Here is a 17,041-nt window from a genome sequence, read left to right as displayed (position 1 = left end):
TTTCCCCTCCCGTCACGGACGACATCATGCCGGCCCCTCCCCGCATCGCGTTCCTCGGCACCGGCCTGATGGGCGCCCCGATGGCCCGCAACCTCCTGCGCGCCGGATTCCCGGTCACCGCCTGGAACCGTTCCCGCGCCAAGGCCGAGGCGCTGCGGCCGGACGGCGCGACGATCGCCGGGGACGCGGCGGCGGCCGTCCGCGACGCCGACCTCGTGATCCTGATGCTGGAGAACGGCCCCATCGTCGAGGAGGTGCTGTTCCGGGCCGGCACCGCGGCGGCGATCCGGCCCGGTACGGTCGTGGCCGACATGAGCTCGATCAAGCCGGCGGAGGCGCAAGGGCACGCCGCCCGGCTCGCCGGGCAAGGCATCCGCCATCTCGACGCGCCGGTCTCCGGCGGCACGGTCGGGGCTGAGGCCGGAACGCTCGCCATCATGGCAGGGGGCGAGGCGGAGGCCTTCGCCCGTGCGCAAGCGGCGCTCACGGCCATGGGCCGGCCCGTCCATGTCGGGCCGCACGGGGCGGGACAGCTCGCCAAGCTCGCCAACCAGATCATCGTCGGGGTGACGATCGGCGCGGTGGCGGAGGCGCTGATGCTGGCCCAGCGCGGCGGCGCCGATCCGGCCAAGGTGCGCGAGGCGCTGCGCGGCGGCTTCGCCGAGAGCCGGGTCCTCGACCTGCATGCCGAGCGGATGATCGCGCGCGACTTCACCACCCGCGGCCGCTCGGTCACCCATCTCAAGGACCTCGACAACGCCCTCGATGCCGGCCGGCGCCTCGCCCTCGCCGAGACGCCCTACACCGCACTCACCGCCGAGCTGTTCCGCACCCTGCTGAGCCATGCCGGCGACCTCGACCATTCGGGGCTGCTGGTCGAGCTGGAGCGGCGCAACCCGGGTCAGGTCGCATGAGCGCCGGCCTCGCCCTGCTGAACGAGATCCTGCCCGAGGGGATCGTCGACGCCCATCACCACCTCTGGGCGCTGCGGGACGGCCACTACCCTTGGCTGCAGGAGGGCTATGCCGGCGCGGCGTTCTTCCTCGGCCCCTACGAACCTCTACGCCGCGACTACGCGGTCGCCGACCTGCGGCGGGATCTCTCGCCCCTGCGCCTCGCCGCCAGCGTCCATGTCGAGGCGGAGCGCGCCCGCGACGAGCAGGTGGCGGAGACACGCTGGGTCGACGCCGTGCGGGGCTGCGACGGCCTGCCGGGCGTCACGGTCGGCCACGTCTCGTTCCTCCAGCCCGACCTCGACGCGGTGCTGGCCGCCCATCGCGAGAGTCCCGCGTTCCGCGGCGTGCGCTCGAAGCCCGTCACGGCCGCCGCGCCCGGCCTGTCGGTCGCCGGAGAGCCGGGGTCGCTCCAGGACGAGACCTGGCGGGCGGGCCTCGCGCGCCTTGCCGCGCACGGCCTGTCCTGGGACCTGCGGGTGCCGTTCTGGCACCTCTCGGAGGCCGCCGAAGTCGTGGCCGGGCTGCCGGGCGTGCCGGTCGTGCTCAACCATTGCGGCCTGCCGCTCGATCGCTCGGAGGACGGGCTGTCCGCCTGGCGCCGGGGCATGGAGGCACTGGCGGCGCTGCCGCAGGTCAGCGTCAAGCTCTCCGAGTTCGGCCTGCGCGGCGGCCGCTGGGACGAGGAGAGCACCGTGCGGGTGGTCGCCGAGACGGTCGCGCTCTTCGGCGACGACCGGGTTATGTTCGCCAGCAACCTCCCGGTCAGCGGCCTCTCGGCCGGTATCCCGCGGATCGTCCCGGCGGTGCTGCGCGGGCTCGGCACGCGCGATCCGGCGCGGCTGCGCAAGGTGTTCTCGGAGACCGCGCGGCGCGTCTACCGGATGCAATCGACGCACGGCAGCGAACGATAACCCCCGCAACGCCAGACAAACCGTGGGAGGAAACCGTCATGTCCACCATCGCCATTCCGGCCGCGAGCGCCGGCCTCCCGGTCCGGGATTCGGCCTACAGGAAGGCGACGGCGCGCATCGTGCCGCTGCTCATCCTGGCCTTCCTCGCCGCCTATCTCGACCGGGTCAATGTCGGCTTCGCCAAGCTGCAGATGGCCTCCGACCTGCAATTCAGCGACGCGGTCTACGGGGCCGGCGCCGGGATCTTCTTCCTCGGCTACTTCCTGTTCGAGCTGCCGAGCAACCTGATCCTGCACCGGGTCGGCGCCCGCACCTGGCTCGCCCGGATCATGGTGACCTGGGGCCTGATCTCGGCCGCCACGATGCTGGTGCAGACCGCTTGGCAGTTCTACGCCGTGCGCTTCGCCCTCGGCCTCGCCGAGGCCGGATTCATGCCGGGCGTGATCTACTACCTGAGCGCCTGGTTCCCGGCCGAGCGCCGCGGCCGGGTCGTCGGCCTGTTCTTCATCGGGCTCGGCGTCGCCGGGCTGATCGGCGGGCCGCTCTCGGGCCTGATCCTCGGACGGATGTCGGGCGTGCTCGGCTATGCCGGGTGGCAATGGCTGTTCCTGCTCGAATCCCTGCCGAGCGTCGTCATCGGCGTCGCGCTGCTGCTCCTCCTCGAGGACCGCGTCGATCAGGCACGCTGGCTCGACGCCGACGAGAAGGCCGCCATCGCCGAGGATCTCGCCGCGGAGCGGGCGGCCAAGCCCGCGCTGACCCTGAAGGCGGCGCTGACCAACCGCTACCTGATCCTGATGACCGGGATCTTCTTCATCTGCAACCTGTGCCTCTACGGCCTGAACTTCTGGCTGCCGACGCTCATCACCAACATGGGCGTCAAGGACCCGGCGATGGTCGGCCTCGTCTCGGCTCTGCCGAGCCTGTGCGCCATCGCCTCGATGGTGCTCGTCAGCCGCAGCTCCGACCGGTTCCGCGAGCGCCGCTGGCACCTCGCCGGGCTCTACCTGACGGGCGCGGTCGGGCTCGGGCTCTCGGTGCTGTGGCAGAGCCAGCCGGTGCTCGGCGTCCTCGCGCTCTGCATCGCCACCGCGGGCATCCTCGCCATCCCGCCGCTGTTCTGGAACCTGCCGACCGCGATGCTCTCGGGCGTCGCCGCGGCCGGCGGGCTCGCGGTGCTGAACTCGTTCGCCAACCTCTCGGGCTTCTTCGGCCCGGCCATCGTCGGCTGGACCTCGCAGGCGACCGGCAAGACCGAGCTGTCGATCCTGTTCCTCGCCGCGACCCTCGTGCTGGCCGCAGGCCTGATCTTCCTGATCCCGGCCCGGCTGGTGAACCGCTGAGAAGCCGCCCTGCCCATCACCGCCCGAGGGGCCGCAAGAGCCCCGGGGCGGACCATCGGAGGAGACACCCCATGGACGCCACCATCGCCGGACCCGCCGCCGCAGCGAGCGCCGCCGCCACGCGGGTGCGCTGGCGCATCTTCGCGGTCGTGTTCGCGCTCGTCGTGATCAACCTGATCGACCGCACCGCCCTGTCGATCGCGATGCCGACCATCGCCCGCGAGTTCGATCTCTCGCCGACGATGCAGGGCGTGATCCTCTCGGCCTTCTTCTGGACCTACGCGCTGCTCCAGGTGCCGGGCGGCTGGCTGATCGACCGCTACGGCCCGCGCCGCCTGATGGCGGGCGCCACCATCGCCTGGGGGCTGTTCCAGTCCCTCGCGGCCGTCGCGACGGGCGGGCTGTCGCTCCTCCTGACCCGGCTCGGCCTCGGCGCGGCGGAGGCCCCCCTGTTCCCCGCCGGCGCCAAGCTCAACGCGATCTGGCTGTCGCCGCAGGAGCGGGCCCGGGGCGCGGTGCTGATGGATTCGGGCTCGCCCCTCGGGGCCGCCTTCGGCGGCGTCATCATCTCGTTCCTGATCCTCGCCCTCGAGTCCTGGCGCCTCGCCTTCCTGGCCGCCGGCCTCGGCACCATCGCCCTCGGGGCGCTGGCCTGGCGCACCCTGCGCGACGATCCGGCCATGCACCCGCAGGTCAACGCCGCCGAGCTCGCCGCCATCCGGGCCGTGCCGGAGGGCCAGCGCGCCGCGGAGGTTCCGCCCCGGATCGCCGCCCGCTCGCTCGCCGGCCTGATGCTCGGCCGGATGGCCTGGGCGATGATCAATTTCGGCCTGCTCACCTGGGGCCCGAGCTACCTCGCCCAGGCCCGCGGCTTCGACCTCAAGCAGATGGGCTCGGCGACCTTCGTGATCTTCCTCGCCGGCATGACCGGCTCGCTGTTCGCCGGCTTCACGGCCGACGCCCTGTTCTCCCGCGGCTGGTCGCGGGCCGCGGTCTACCGGGGCATGCTGGGCTTCTCGGGGCTCGCGATCTTCGCGACCTTCGTCGCCCTGCCGCGGGTGACCGATCCCGTCGGCGCGGTGGCGCTCCTCTCGGTCACGCTGTTCTTCCTCTACTGGGGCAGCCTCTACTGGAGCCTGCCGCCGCTGCTCGCGCCGAAGGACAAGGTCGGCCTCGTCGGCGGGATCATGAACTTCGCCGGCTCCGCCAGCGGCATCGCGGTGCCGATCCTCACCGGGGTGATCCTGCAGGCGACCGGCGCCTACCTGGCGGTGCTGATGTTCTTTGCCGCCTGCGCCCTCGTCTACGTCGCCGGCACGATGCTGATCGCCTATCCCCCGTCACGGTCCTGAAGGAGGTGCCGGTGTACCGCTACGACGGCCCGATCCTCGACGCGCACCAGCACTTCTGGGAGCCCGACCGCAACCCGCATCCCTGGCTGAGGCCCGGCGTGCGGATCCCGTTCCGCTACGGCGACTACGAGGCGATCAAGCGGCGCTACCTGCCGGACGACTACCGCCGCGACGCCGGCCCACACGACGTCGTCGCCAGCGTCTACGTCGAGACCGAGTGGGATCCGGGCGATCCGCTCGGCGAGACCGCCTACGCCGCGGGGCTGTCCGCCGAATGGGGCTTGCCCAGCGCGATCGTGGCGCAGGCCTGGCTCGACCGCGACGACGTCGCGGCGGTGCTGGCGGGCCAGGCCGCCTGCCCGCTGGTGCGCAGCGTGCGCCATAAGCCGGGCGGGCCGGCCGCGCCCGACGAGGTCGGGCGGTGCCGGACCCTGATGTCGGACGTGCGCTGGCGGGCCGGCTACGCACTCCTGGGCGGCCACGGCCTGCGCTTCGACCTGCAGACGCCGTGGTGGAACCTCGACGAGGCCGTCGATCTCGCCCGCGACTTCCCCGACACGACGATCGTCCTCAACCACGCCGGCCTGCCCTCGCGCCGCGATCCCGACAGCCTCGGGCTCTGGCGCGACGCGATGGCCCGCTTCGCCGCCCGCCCGAACGTCGCCGTCAAGGCCTCGGGCCTCGGCCAGCCGGGCCGGGCCTGGACGCCCGGGCTGAACGGGCCGGTGGTGCGGACCCTGATCGACCTGTTCGGGGCGGACCGGGTGATGTTCGGCTCGAACTTCCCGGTCGACGGCCTGTGCGCGGACCTCTCCCCGATGATCGACGGCTTCAAGGCGATCGTCGCGGCCCTTCCCCCGGCGGAGCAGGAGGCCTTCTTCCTCGGCACGGCGCGGCGGATCTACGGCGTCGTGCCGGGGGCTTGATCCGATCGGGCCGCGGCGCCCGCCCGGGCTCGGGCCGTGCGTCAGCGCCCAGGCGGCCCCCAGCCGATGACTTCGCTCACATCATACCCTCGCGCCTCGGCATCGCCCCCTCGATGCCGAGGCGTCCGGCGCATCGGCGCCGACGCGAGGACGGGGAAACCTTGCGGGCTTGGCCGGCGCCTGCGAACGGATCCGTTCGACGGCGCCGCGGTATGAGAGCCGGTCGAGCCGACCTTCGGCTTGGCCGCCGGGCCGATGCGTCGCCGGCGCCCGGGCGAGAGCGCCGCTTCCTCACCGGCCGACGACCTCGTCGCGCATGAACCGCCCGAAGCGCGGATCGCCCAGATGCGCGACGTTGACCCGCATCATGGGCGGGCCCGCCGGCCCCTCCGGCAGGAACAGGCCGCCCGGGGCGATCAGGATGCTGCGCGCGGCCGCCCGGCGCGACAGGGCCTCGAGGTCGCAGGCCGCCGGCAGCCCGCACCAGAGATAGTAGCCGCCGCGCGGCTCGCCGAAGACGGGCAGGCCAAGGCCGTGCAGCACCGCCCGACCCTGGAGCCTCGCCGCCTCGATCCGGCCGCCGAGGCGTCGCAGGTGACGGCGGTAGCGTCCGCTCTCGATCAGGTCGTGGACGATCCGCTCGACGAAGCCCGAGCTGTTTACGCTCGTCACCATCTTGAGGTCGCGCAGCGCCTCGGCGACGTCGGAGCGCGCCGCGACGTAGCCGCAGCGCAGGCTGGCCGAGAGGGTTTTGGCGAAGGTGCCGACATAGATCACCCGGTCGAGCTGATCGAGGGCGGCAAGCCGGGCCTGCGCGGCCGGCAGCACGTCGGCGAAGGGGTCGCTCTCGACGATCCGCAGGTCGAGCGTACCCGCCCGCTGGAGCAGCCGGTGGGCGACCGGCAGGGTGAGCGAGCATCCGGTCGGGTTGTGGGCGAGCGACTGGGTGAAGAACAGCCGGGCCCCGCTCGCCCGCGCCATCGCCTCGAGATGGGCCACGTCCGGCCCGTCCGGGTTGCGCCGCACCCCGACGATCCGGGCCTTGGCGAGCCGCAGCTTGCCGAAGAGCGGGTAGTAGCCGGGCGAGTCGACCAGCACCGGCTCGCCCGGCGCCACGAACTGGCGGATGATCAGGTCGAGGGCGTGGTTGGCCCCCGCGGTGAGCAGCACGCAGCCCGGCTCGACCTGGATCGACCGCTCGGCCAGGAGCAGCGCGAGGCCCCGGCGCAGCGGCAGGTAGCCGTCGGGGCTGCCGTAGCTCTCGCTCGCCGCGGCGCGCGAGGGCCGCAGGTGCCGGCCGGCCTCCGGGCTCTCCAGCCAGGCCGGCGGTGGGCGTCCGTCGCCGACGCGCACCTCGTAGTGACGGTCGAGCTGCTCGCGCAGCAGCCAGACGCTGTCCACCGCCCGGAGCGGGACCGGCCCCGGGATCGCAGCCGGCGCCGGCCGCAGGGCCAGCCCTTGTGCCGAGACGTAGAAGCCCGAGCCCGGCCGGCTCTCGACCCGGCCCGAGGCGACGAGGCGCTCGTAGGCGTTGACGACGGTGTTCTTCGACACCGCGAAGGCGGCAGCCGCCGCCCTGATCGAGGGCAGGCGCTCGCCGGTCCGCAGGAGCCCGCGGTCGATCCGCTCCGTCAGCCCGGCGACCACCTGCTCGACCCGGGTCCGGGGTTCGCGCGTCACGATCGTATCCATGACGGCGAGGGTACGGTCCCTCCGGATAAGGCGCAAAGCGTTCCTTGTCGGCCGGGCACGGTTGGGTACGGTACCGGCAACGGGCAGGGTCTAACGTGCCCGGACGAGGGGAGAGCCGGTCCGGCCGCTCGAGCGGTCGGGGCTCGCGCGGCTGCCCTCGCCCGGTGCGGACGGGCCGCCCGATCGCGACGCCCACCGGCGAGAGATCTCCCATGCCAAGTTCCACGCCAAGTTCCATGCCGAGTTCCACGCCAAGAAGCACGCCCCGGGCGAACCGCAGCTCGCGCATCGCCGGCTTCCACAAGAAGAGCCCGCGCGAGCGCCTCGACCTCGTCGCCGCCTTCGCCGGGCTCTCGGATTCCGAGGTCGCGCACCTGTCCGACTTCGGCAACCTCGCCCCCGACCTCGCCGACCGGCTGATCGAGAACGTCATCGGCACGATGAACGTGCCGGTCGGTATCGCCACCAACATGCGGATCGACGGCGAGGACGTGCTGATCCCGATGGCGACCGAGGAATCTTCGGTCGTGGCCGCGGTCTGCAACGCGGCGCGCCAGGTCTACGAGGACGGCTTCACCACCTCGGTCTCCGGCAACCTGATGATCGCCCAGGTCCAGGCGGTCGGGGTGAGCGACCCGCACGCGGCGCGCCTGCGCATCCTCGCGCAGCGCGAGGCGCTCCGCACGCTCTGCGACGCCTGCGATCCGGTGCTCGTGAGCCTCGGCGGCGGCCTGCGCGACGTCGAGGTCCGGGTGCTCGACAGCCTGGGCGGCGCGATGGTGGTGACCCATCTGATCGTCGACACCCGCGACGCGATGGGGGCGAACGCGGTCAACACCATGGCGGAGGCGGTGGCGCCGCACATCGCCGGCTGGAGCGGCGGGCGCGTCTACCTGCGCATCCTGTCGAACCTCGCCGACCGGCGGCTCGCCCGTGCCCAGGCCGTCTGGCGCACGGACGCGATCGGCGGGCCGGAGGTGCGCGACGGCATCGTGAGCGCCTATCACTTCGCCGAGGCCGATCCCTACCGGGCCGCGACCCACAACAAGGGGATCATGAACGGCATCGACGCGGTGGTTCTCGCCACCGGCAACGACACGCGGGCGATCGAGGCCGGGGCACATGCCTACGCGGCGCGCTCGGGCCGCTACACCAGCCTGACCCGCTACGAGGTCACGGCGTCGGGCGACCTCAGCGCCTCGATCGAGCTGCCGCTGGCCGTGGGGCTCGTCGGCGGAGCGACCAAGCTCCATCCGACCGCGCAGGCCTGCCTGAAGATCCTCGGCGCGACGACAGCCGAGCGCCTGGCGCGGATCATCGCGGCGGTCGGGCTCGCCCAGAACTTCTCCGCCCTCAAGGCGCTGGCCACCACCGGCATCCAGAAGGGCCACATGGCCCTCCACGCCCAGAACATCGCCATGATGGCCGGTGCGGTCGGCGAGGAGATCGAGGCGGTGGCGCGCGTCCTGGTCGAGGGCCACCGCGTGCGCCTCGACGTGGCGCAGGACGTGTTGGCCGGCATCCGGCGGGGGTGAGCCCGACGCCTCGTCTCGCGTCGCTTCATCCCATCCCGGACCGCGTCCCGAGGGCGGGACCGGGAAACGATTTCATCTCACGTCGAACAGCCGCCGGATCGGGCGACGCGATCCGGCGGCCGACAACGACAAGAACGGGAGGAACACCATGCCGAGACTCGACCGCACCCGAACCCTTCGCCTCGCGACCCGCCTGCTCGCCGGCGCCGCCCTCCTCGTCGCGGCCGGGGCCGCGCGGGCCGACGTGACGGTGGTGAAGCTCGGGGTGCTCACCGACCTCAGCGGCTTCGCGGCCGATTCCACCGGCGAGGGCTCGGTGGTCGCCGCCCGCCTCGCGGTGGAGGATTTCCGCAAGGAGAATCCTGCGATCAAGGTCGAGGTGATCCAGTCCGACCACCAGAACAAGCCCGATATCGGCTCGGCCACCGCCCGGCGCTGGATCGCCGAGGGCCAGGTCGATGCCATCCTCGACGTGCCGTTCTCCTCGGTGGCGCTCGCCGTGCAGGAGGTGGTGCGCGATTCGAAGGCCGCCTTCATCGCCTCGGGCCCCGGCACCTCGGACCTGACCGGCCCGAAATGCTCGGCCAACACCGTGCACTGGACCTACGACACCTGGGCCCTCGCCCACGGCACGGCGCTCGCCCTGGTGCGCGCCGGCAAGACCAAGTGGTTCTTCCTCACCGCCGACTACGCCTTCGGCCACGCCCTCGAGGCGGATGCGGCGAGCGTGGTCAGGCAGGAGGGCGGGCAGGTGGTCGGCAACGTGCGCCATCCGACGGCGGCCGCGGATTTCTCCTCGTTCCTGCTCCAGGCCCAGGCCAGCCGCGCCCAGGTGATCGCGCTCGCCAACGCGGTCGGCGACACGGTCAACTCGGTCAAGCAGGCGGCCGAGTTCGGGATCACCGGCGGCGGCCAGGACCTCGCCGCCCTGTTGATGCAGCTCTCCGACGTGCACGCGATCGGCCTCAAGGACGCGCAGGGGCTCTACCTGACGGAGGGCTTCTACTGGGACGCCAATCCCGGGACCCGCGCCTTCGCCGACCGCTTCGCCCAGCAGATGAAGGGCCGCCGGCCAACCGCCAACCAGGCCGGCGTCTACGCCGGCGCCCTCGCCTACCTGCGCGCCGCGGCCGCGTCCGGCAGCACCGACGGGCGGACGGTCGTCGCCCGGATGAAGGCGGAGCCGACCAACGACCCGCTGTTCGGCGAGGGCAAGGTGCGCCAGGACGGCCGCCACGTCCACCCGATGTACCTGTTCCAGGTGAAGACCCCGGCCGAGTCGAAGGGCCCCTTCGACTACTACAAGCTCGTGCAGACGATCCCGGCCGCCGAGGCGTTCCGGCCGCTCGCCGAGGGGCGCTGCCCGCTGGTCAAGGCACCGTGAGCCCGGCACCGTGAGCCTCGCGCCGTGACCCTCCCCGCCCGCATCCGGATCGTCGAGGTCGGTCCCCGCGACGGGCTTCAGAACGAGCCCGTCCCCGTCTCCACCGCCGTCAAGGTCGGGCTGATCGAGCGCCTGCTCGCCGCGGGCCTGACCGCGATCGAAGTCGGCAGCTTCGTCTCGCCCCGTCGGGTGCCGCAGATGGCCGACACCGCCGCGGTGATGGCCCGACTGCCGCCGAACCCGGGCGGATCCTACAGCGTGCTGGTGCCGAACCTCACAGGGTTCGAGGCGGCGCGGGCGGCCGGCGCCGGGGAGATCGCGATCTTCGCCTCCGCCTCCGAGAGCTTCTCGCAGGCCAACATCAACGCCTCCATCGCCGAGAGCCTCGCACGGTTCGCGCCCGTGGCCGAGGCGGCCCGCGCCGCCGGGATCGCCGTGCGGGGCTACGTCTCCTGCGTCCTCGGCTGTCCCTACGAGGGAGCGGTGGCGCCGCAGGCCGTGGCGGCGGTGGCACAGCGCCTCGTCGCGCTCGGCTGCCGGGAGATCTCGCTCGGCGACACGATCGGGGCCGGCACGCCGGACGAGGCACGGGCCTGCGTCGCCGCGGTGGCGGCGCAGGTGCCGCCGGAGCGGCTCGCCCTGCATGTCCACGATACGCGGGGTCTGGCGCTCGCCAACATCCGCGCCTGCCTCGATCTCGGGATCGCGGTCGTCGATGCCGCCGTCACCGGCCTCGGCGGCTGCCCCTACGCCCCGGGCGCCACCGGCAACGTCGCCACCGAGGCGGTGGTGGCCGACCTCGCCCGCCTCGGCATCGCGACCGGGGTCGACCCCGTCCGCCTCGCCGAGGCCGGCCGTTTCGTCACCGACGCGCTGGTCCGGGCCCGCGAGGAGGCGGCCCGGCCCGGGCAATCCGTCCAGGCCGCCGGCCCCGGCCGCGCCCGGTGACGGCGACGCGCCGACGCCCCGATAGCGCCCGCGTCCCGGAGGTCCGGCCGCGGCGCCTCCAGCCGCGCCGGGCGCCGGCGGACCGCGCGGAGCCTACAGACAGCTTCCGCCTCGGCCCCGCGCAGGCGGCTCCAGGGTGCCGATAGTATTCGGGAGCGGCGTGCCCGCGCGCGCCGTCCGTCGCCTCGGCGGCGATCGGGCCGCTCCGGAGCCGCCCGCCGCGTACACGCCGCAGCGACCGATCCGGACATCGTCGGACCGCCCTCCCCCTGTGCCCGGCTCACGCCGGTCCTGCCGGCATCGTCGCCCCGCCAACGATTAGTTGGTATGCCAACCAACTTGACGAGCGATCAGACCGGGTGGAAGCTGGTGCTGCGAGCCTGCCTCAAGCCGGGCCGCCCTCGGGAGAGTACGCCATGACAGCTTCGGAGCGAGCGCCGCGCGTCGTCGGCCCCGTTGCGCCGGCCGTCCCGGCACGGCCGGGCATCCCGGACCCGCGCCCCGGAGAGGTCGATACCCTCGCACCGGCGAGGTCGGCATGAGCGCCGCAGCCGCCCCGGCGCCGGGCGCCACCGACATCGGCGAGGTACTCGATGCCGGCCACTGGACGACGATGCAGAAGACGGTCGTCGTCCTCGCCGCCCTCTCGATCGTCATGGACGGGTTCGACGGCCAGCTGATCGGCTTCGCCGTTCCGGTGCTCATCAAGGAATGGGGCCTCTCCCGCGGCGACTTCGCGCCCGTCCTCGCCGCCGCCCTCGTCGGCATGGGGATCGGCAGCGCCTGCGCGGGCCTGTTCGCGGACCGGTTCGGCCGCCGCTGGGCGGTCATCGGCAGCGTCCTCGTCTTCGGGCTCGCCACCTGCGCCATCGGCCTCGCCGACGGCCTGTGGGGGATCGGGGTCCTGCGGTTCGTCGCCGGGCTCGGCATCGGCGGGGCGCTCCCGAGCTCCACCACGGTCACGGCCGAGTTCACCCCGGCCCGGCGCCGGACCCTGGCGATCACCGCGACCATCGTCTGCGTGCCGCTCGGCGGGATGCTGGCGGGTCTCTTCGCCGGCCACGTGCTGCCGACCCTCGGCTGGCGGGCGCTGTTCCTGCTGGGCGGCCTGCTGCCCGTGGCCTACGGGCTCATCCTGATCGCGGTCCTGCCGGAATCGCCCCGCTTCCTCGCCCGCCGGCCGAACCGCTGGCCCGAGCTGGCCCGGCTTCTCGGCCGCATGTCCCGTCCGGTTCCCGCCGGCGCGGCCTTCACCGACGCGACCGAGCAGAAGCACGAGCGGCGCGAGGGGGTCGCGGCCTTGCTGGAGACCGGGCGGGCGCGGGACACGATCGCGCTCTGGTGCGCGTTCTTCCTCAACCTGCTGGCGGTCTACAGCGCCTTCAGCTGGCTGCCGACGATGCTGAACGCCGCGGGCCTCGACGTCGCCGTCGCCGGGTCGGGCCTGACCGCCTACAATTTCGGCGGCGTGTTCGGCGCCCTTCTCTGCGCCGCGGCGATCACCCGGTTCGGTTCGCGCTGGCCGCTCCTGCTGTGCGCGCTCGGCGGCGCGGCCACCGCCTTCGCCCTGACCGGCGTCGACATCGGCACCTCCACGGGCCTCCTGATCGCGGGCCTCGGCCTCCAGGGCTTCTTCGCCAACGCCACCCAGTCGACGATGTACGCGGTCTGCGCCCACGTCTACCCGACCGCCGTGCGGGCGACGGGCACCGCCTCCGCCCTCGCCTTCGGCCGCCTCGGGGCGATCCTGAGCGCCTTCGCGGGGGCCGCGGTCATCACCTCCGGCGGATCGGGCGGCTACCTCGTGATGCTCGGCCTCGCCATGGCCGGGGTCGCCCTCTCGCTCGCCCTGGTCGGTCGTCACATCCCGGCGATGCGCGGGGCCGCCTCGGCCCGGGCGGCGCCGGCCGCCGTCGCGGCCGAGCGCTGACCCGGCGAGACCGCCATCTCTCCGTCGGCGGAGCTCACGGATGCGGCTCGATCGTCCGGCCGGCGGAACGGACGACCGACGACGGGGCGCGGATGCCGTTTGGCGGCATGGGCGCCGGCGGCTATGGCCGGCCGGCGGCCGGGCGGCCATCGCCGCATTCACCGACCTGCGCCGGATCATCATCGATGCGCAAGCGCCTCACTCCCCGTTCCAGCCGGACGACGACGGCCGCGCCCGCGCGCGACGCCGCCGCGGGCGCCGCACAGGACCCGGTTCCGCTCGGACGCCTGGGCGAGACGATCGCCTACAACCTCCGCCTCGCCCAGAACGCCTCGTTCCAGGCGTTCAGCGGGCTGACCGGGGATCTGGGCCTGCGTCCCGGCTGGTACGCCTTGCTGCAGCTCATCGGCGACAATCCGGGCGTCAGCCAGACGGCGCTCAGCCTCGCGACCAGCCGCGACAAGAGCACCCTGACGCCGCTGCTGGGCGACCTCGAGCGGCGCGGGCTGATCCGGCGCGACCCCGATCCCGCGGACCGGCGGGGCCGGCGGATCAGCCTGACGGAGGGCGGGCGTGCCAAGCTCGCCCTGCTCGCGGACTGCGCCGCGCGCCACGACGACCGGCTCAACGCCCTGTTCGCCCCGGAACAGCGCCGGCAGCTCGTCGCCCTCCTGAAGACCCTGACCGAAGCCTTGAGCGCGGAGCCCGACACCTCGCGCCCGGCGGCCGGCGAGGACTGACCCCAGGATCGACCCGAGGAACCACGCCATGTACACGACGAGCAGCGCCTTCCTGGACGCCCTGATCGAGGCCGACGTCTCGTTCGTCTTCGCCAATGTCGGGAGCGACCACCCGGCCCTGATCGAGGCGATCGCCGAGGCGCGGGCGGCCGGGCGCCGGATCCCCGAGATCGTCACCTGCCCCAACGAGATGGTCGGGATGAGCGCCGCCCACGGCTACTGGCAGGCGAGCGGGATCCCCCAGGCGGTCGTCGTGCATGTCGAGTGCGGCACCCAGGCGCTGGCCGGCGCCGTGCACAACGCCGCGAAGGGCCGGGCCCCGATGATCGTCTTCGCGGGCGCCTCACCCTTCACCCAGGAGGGCGAGCTGAGGGGCAGCCGCAACGAGTTCATCCAGTGGATCCAGGACGTCCACGACCAGCGCGGCCTGGTGCGCGGCTACATGCGCTACGACAACGAGATCCGCACCGGGAAAAACGTCAAGGACCTGGTCCACCGGGCGCTGCAATTCGCCAAGTCCGACCCCAAGGGCCCGGTCTACCTGATGGGCGCCCGCGAGGTCATGGAGGAGGAGGTCGCGCCGACCCGCGACGACGCCGCGTCGTGGCGGCCGATCGCGCCGGCCGGCCTGAGCGGGCGGGCCGTGCGGGAGATCGCGACCGCGCTGGCAGGGGCCCGCCGGCCGCTCCTCGTCACCTCCTTCGTCGGCCGCAACCCGCAGGCCGTCGCGCCCCTCGCCGCCCTGTGCCGGCGGCTCGGCATCGGCGTGCTGGAATCGGTGCCGAACGCGATGAACTTCCCGCATACGGACCCGCTCTACCAGGGCAACCAGTGGAACCACCCGCGCCAGAACCCGGTGCTGGCGGCCGCCGACGTGATCCTCGTCGTCGACAGCGACGTGCCCTGGATCCCGACCGTGTCGAGGCCGGCGGACGACGCCCGCATCTTCCACATCGACGTCGACCCGCTCAAAGACCAGATGCCGCTCTGGCACATCCCCGCCGAGGGCGTGTTCAGGGCCGACGCCGAGACCGCGCTGACGCAGCTCGCCGAGTGGTTCGACGTCCACCCCCCGGAGGCCGCCGCCGTCGAGGCCCGCACGCGCCACTACGCCGAGCTGCACACCGCCCGCGACCGGGACCTGCGCCGGCTGGAGGCGCCGTCGCCCGACGGGGCCGTCACCGCGGAACACCTGATCGCCCGGCTGCGGGCGCTCGCGGGCGACGGGACGCTGTACGTCAACGAGGGCATCTCGCACTACCACACCGTCTTCGATCACCTGGCGCTCGACCGGCCCGGGACGATCTTCACCAGCGGCGGCGGCTCGCTCGGCTGGAACGGCGGCGCGGCGATCGGCATCAAGCTGGCGCAGCCCGACAGGACGGTCGTCGCGCTCACCGGCGACGGCACCTACCTGTTCACCGTGCCGTCCTCGGTCCACTGGATGGCGCGCCGCTACGGGACGCCCTTCCTGCAGATCGTCTTCAACAACCGCGGCTGGAAATCGCCGAAGCTCTCGACCCTGGCGGTGCATCCCGACGGCTACGCCGCCCGGGCCAACCACCTCGACACCTCGTTCGAGCCGGCCCCCGACTATGCCGGGATCGCCGCCGCGGCGGGCGGGGCGTGGGGGCGCCAGGTCACGCTGGCGGCGGAGGTGGACGAGGCCCTCGCCGAGGCCCTGCGGGTCGTCCGCCAGGAGCGGCGCTGCGCTGTCCTCGACGTGTGGCTGCCCCACCATTGACCCGGGCCGCGACGCGCCTCCCGCTCGTCGGCCTCGCGCTGCTGGTCGCGGCCTGCTCGGACGACGATGGGCAACGCCGCCGGGCCCTGGGAGCCACGCCGGGCTTCTCCGACCTGATGCGGGTGGCCGACCCGGTGCGGGGCGGTCGCCTGTTCGGGCCGTGCGCCGCCTGCCACACGGTCAGGGCGGGGGCCGGCGACCGGAACGGCCCGGGCCTCTTCGACGTCGTGGGCAAGCCGCCCGGCGAGAACAGCCGCCGGTTCGGCTACACGGCGGCGCTGCGGTCCCTCGGCGGCGTCTGGTCTCCGGAGAGGCTGGATGTCTGGCTCACCGCTCCCGCGACGATGGTGCCCGGCACGAGCATGGGCTTTCCTGGCATCCCCGACCCGCTCGACCGGGCGGACCTCATCGCCTACCTGCAGACGCTGTCCGCCGGCGGCAGCGGAAGGAGCCCGCCTTCTTCGGCGGCCCGATAGCCCGTGCGCGCGGGCGAACCGCGCTCGTGGCCGGCGGATCGGCGCAGGCCGCCGGCCGGTCGATGCCGGCCGCCGGAAGTCCCGCCACCGGGACGTCACGGCTTGAAGCCGACCGCCTCGGGAGCCGCCGGGTACGACTTGCGCACGAGAGGCAGCCCCAGCGGGTCGATCGGCCGTGCCCCGTCCCGGGCGAAATAGCTTCGTGCGTAGCGGAACCGGCCCATGCGTGTCGGCCCGGCGCCCTCGAACGTGAGTTCGCCCGCCGGAACGTAGGAACCGGCATGCCAGCGGAAGACGACGAGCCTGTCGAGCCGACCCGCGCTAGAAATCTGCCACACCGGCGCCCCTCCCCGCCCGCTTCCGGCCGATCGCCATCTCCATTCCCTCGCCGATGGGATCGCTGGCCAGCAGGTCGCCGAGCCGATCGGTGTATCCGAGGACGGTGAGAGCCTTGAGCAGCGTCGACAGCGTGACTCCGGGACGAGCCTTCTCGAGGCTGACGACGGTCAGGCGCCGCACGCCCATGCGCTCGGCGAGCTCAGCCTGGGTCAGATTCCGACGCAGACGTGCAAGCCGCACGCGCTCGCCGAGACGCTGGAGACTCTCGCGCTCGTCGGTGGACAGGATCGCTCTGGTTTGCATGAACGCCAGGCCATACATTGAGGCCTATAATGTATGGTCTGGCGCTCAAAATATTCAAGCATCGTGCATGGTCGCAATTCGCTGCGGCCGGCCGGAAGCCGCGAACCCGGAGCCATCGGCGGTCGGCATCGTCCCGATCCGTACCCGACGCCGCCGGGGACCGTCGTCGATGGATGCGGTCGAGGTGATGAGCGGCAGCGCTGCGAGGCTCGGCCCCGCGATTGCCGCCGCGATCGTATGTGGTCCGGCCTGAACGCGAAGAAGCCCGCGGGCTTTCGCCAGCGGGCTTCTTCGTTGTCTTGGTTGCGGGGACAGGATTTGAACCTGTGACCTTCAGGTTATGAGCCTGACGAGCTACCGGGCTGCTCCACCCCGCGCCAGGGTGTTGTCGCGATGAGGGAAGGTGTGACGTGCTTGGCAGGTCTGGCGGTGACCGACTCTCCCGTGTCTTGAGACACAGTA

General features: G+C 73.0%; 15 protein-coding genes and 1 tRNA gene. 12 read left to right on the top strand and 4 right to left on the bottom strand.

The features are described 5' to 3' along the window. The first annotated feature begins 26 nt into the window (after positions 1 to 26). The 5 genes from A5481_RS14250 (at position 27) to A5481_RS14230 (ending at position 5,488) form a co-directional block, all read left to right on the top strand. Positions 27 to 914, top strand: coding sequence for an NAD(P)-dependent oxidoreductase (locus A5481_RS14250; RefSeq protein ID WP_048433912.1), 888 nt, complete (start codon positions 27 to 29; stop codon positions 912 to 914). Beyond that, positions 911 to 1,867 (top strand): amidohydrolase family protein, encoded by a 957-nt coding sequence (locus A5481_RS14245; protein ID WP_048433913.1) that lies wholly within the window; start codon positions 911 to 913, stop codon positions 1,865 to 1,867. The genes A5481_RS14250 and A5481_RS14245 overlap by 4 nt, the downstream gene beginning before the upstream one ends. 38 nt (positions 1,868 to 1,905) lie before the next feature. Further along, the gene (locus tag A5481_RS14240; RefSeq protein WP_048433914.1) at positions 1,906 to 3,210 is read left to right on the top strand and encodes an MFS transporter; all 1,305 of its coding nucleotides are present in this window, start codon (positions 1,906 to 1,908) and stop codon (positions 3,208 to 3,210) included. 71 nt (positions 3,211 to 3,281) lie between these two features. Next, on the top strand, positions 3,282 to 4,562 hold the full coding sequence (locus A5481_RS14235; RefSeq protein WP_048433915.1) for an MFS transporter: 1,281 nt from the start codon (positions 3,282 to 3,284) through the stop codon (positions 4,560 to 4,562). An 11-nt stretch (positions 4,563 to 4,573) separates the two neighbouring features. Further along, a complete protein-coding gene (locus A5481_RS14230; RefSeq protein WP_048433916.1) occupies positions 4,574 to 5,488 on the top strand; it encodes an amidohydrolase family protein in 915 nt (304 codons plus the stop codon). Between the two features lie 291 nt (positions 5,489 to 5,779). Here the strand turns inward: A5481_RS14230 and A5481_RS14225 are convergent, their stop codons facing one another. Continuing rightward, positions 5,780 to 7,168: an aminotransferase-like domain-containing protein gene (locus tag A5481_RS14225; protein WP_245238806.1), complete on the bottom strand. Its 1,389-nt coding sequence runs from the start codon at positions 7,166 to 7,168 to the stop codon at positions 5,780 to 5,782. A gap of 248 nt (positions 7,169 to 7,416) precedes the next feature. Here A5481_RS14225 and A5481_RS14220 point away from each other — a divergent pair, with 248 nt between their 5' ends. From A5481_RS14220 to A5481_RS14190, 7 genes are all read left to right on the top strand, one after another. Then, entirely contained in the window at positions 7,417 to 8,715 is a 1,299-nt protein-coding gene (locus tag A5481_RS14220) for a hydroxymethylglutaryl-CoA reductase, degradative (RefSeq protein WP_048433918.1), read from the top strand. A gap of 148 nt (positions 8,716 to 8,863) precedes the next feature. Continuing rightward, the gene (locus A5481_RS14215; RefSeq protein WP_048433919.1) at positions 8,864 to 10,099 is read left to right on the top strand and encodes an ABC transporter substrate-binding protein; all 1,236 of its coding nucleotides are present in this window, start codon (positions 8,864 to 8,866) and stop codon (positions 10,097 to 10,099) included. A gap of 24 nt (positions 10,100 to 10,123) precedes the next feature. Next, positions 10,124 to 11,047, top strand: a complete 924-nt coding sequence (locus tag A5481_RS14210) for a hydroxymethylglutaryl-CoA lyase (protein ID WP_048433920.1) — start codon at positions 10,124 to 10,126, stop codon at positions 11,045 to 11,047. Positions 11,048 to 11,585: 538 nt separating this feature from the next. Continuing rightward, entirely contained in the window at positions 11,586 to 12,977 is a 1,392-nt protein-coding gene (locus A5481_RS14205; protein ID WP_048433921.1) for an MFS transporter, read from the top strand. A 185-nt stretch (positions 12,978 to 13,162) separates the two neighbouring features. After that, positions 13,163 to 13,717, top strand: coding sequence for a MarR family winged helix-turn-helix transcriptional regulator (locus tag A5481_RS14200; protein ID WP_048433922.1), 555 nt, complete (start codon positions 13,163 to 13,165; stop codon positions 13,715 to 13,717). Positions 13,718 to 13,745: 28 nt separating this feature from the next. Beyond that, a complete protein-coding gene (locus A5481_RS14195) occupies positions 13,746 to 15,461 on the top strand; it encodes a thiamine pyrophosphate-requiring protein (RefSeq protein ID WP_048433923.1) in 1,716 nt (571 codons plus the stop codon). Then, on the top strand, positions 15,458 to 15,937 hold the full coding sequence (locus A5481_RS14190; protein ID WP_048433924.1) for a c-type cytochrome: 480 nt from the start codon (positions 15,458 to 15,460) through the stop codon (positions 15,935 to 15,937). Before A5481_RS14195 ends, A5481_RS14190 begins: the two co-directional genes overlap by 4 nt. Before the next feature lie 95 nt (positions 15,938 to 16,032). On the opposite strand, the gene A5481_RS32445 is transcribed toward A5481_RS14190, so the two are convergent. The 3 genes from A5481_RS32445 to A5481_RS14180 all read right to left on the bottom strand — a co-directional run bounded on the left by A5481_RS32445 (position 16,033) and on the right by A5481_RS14180 (position 16,956). After that, on the bottom strand, positions 16,033 to 16,275 hold the full coding sequence (locus A5481_RS32445) for a hypothetical protein (protein WP_245238808.1): 243 nt from the start codon (positions 16,273 to 16,275) through the stop codon (positions 16,033 to 16,035). Continuing rightward, positions 16,259 to 16,597, bottom strand: coding sequence for a helix-turn-helix transcriptional regulator (locus tag A5481_RS14185; protein ID WP_245238809.1), 339 nt, complete (start codon positions 16,595 to 16,597; stop codon positions 16,259 to 16,261). Before A5481_RS14185 ends, A5481_RS32445 begins: the two co-directional genes overlap by 17 nt. A 282-nt stretch (positions 16,598 to 16,879) precedes the next feature. Beyond that, positions 16,880 to 16,956, bottom strand: a tRNA-Met gene (locus A5481_RS14180). Positions 16,957 to 17,041 lie beyond the last annotated feature (85 nt).

Origin of the sequence: Methylobacterium platani (assembly GCF_001653715.1) — a bacterium.
In the GTDB taxonomy this organism is placed as follows: domain Bacteria; phylum Pseudomonadota; class Alphaproteobacteria; order Rhizobiales; family Beijerinckiaceae; genus Methylobacterium; species Methylobacterium platani.
The sequence above is the reverse complement of the archived record's forward strand: the minus strand, read 5'-3'. Positions and strand labels throughout refer to the sequence as shown.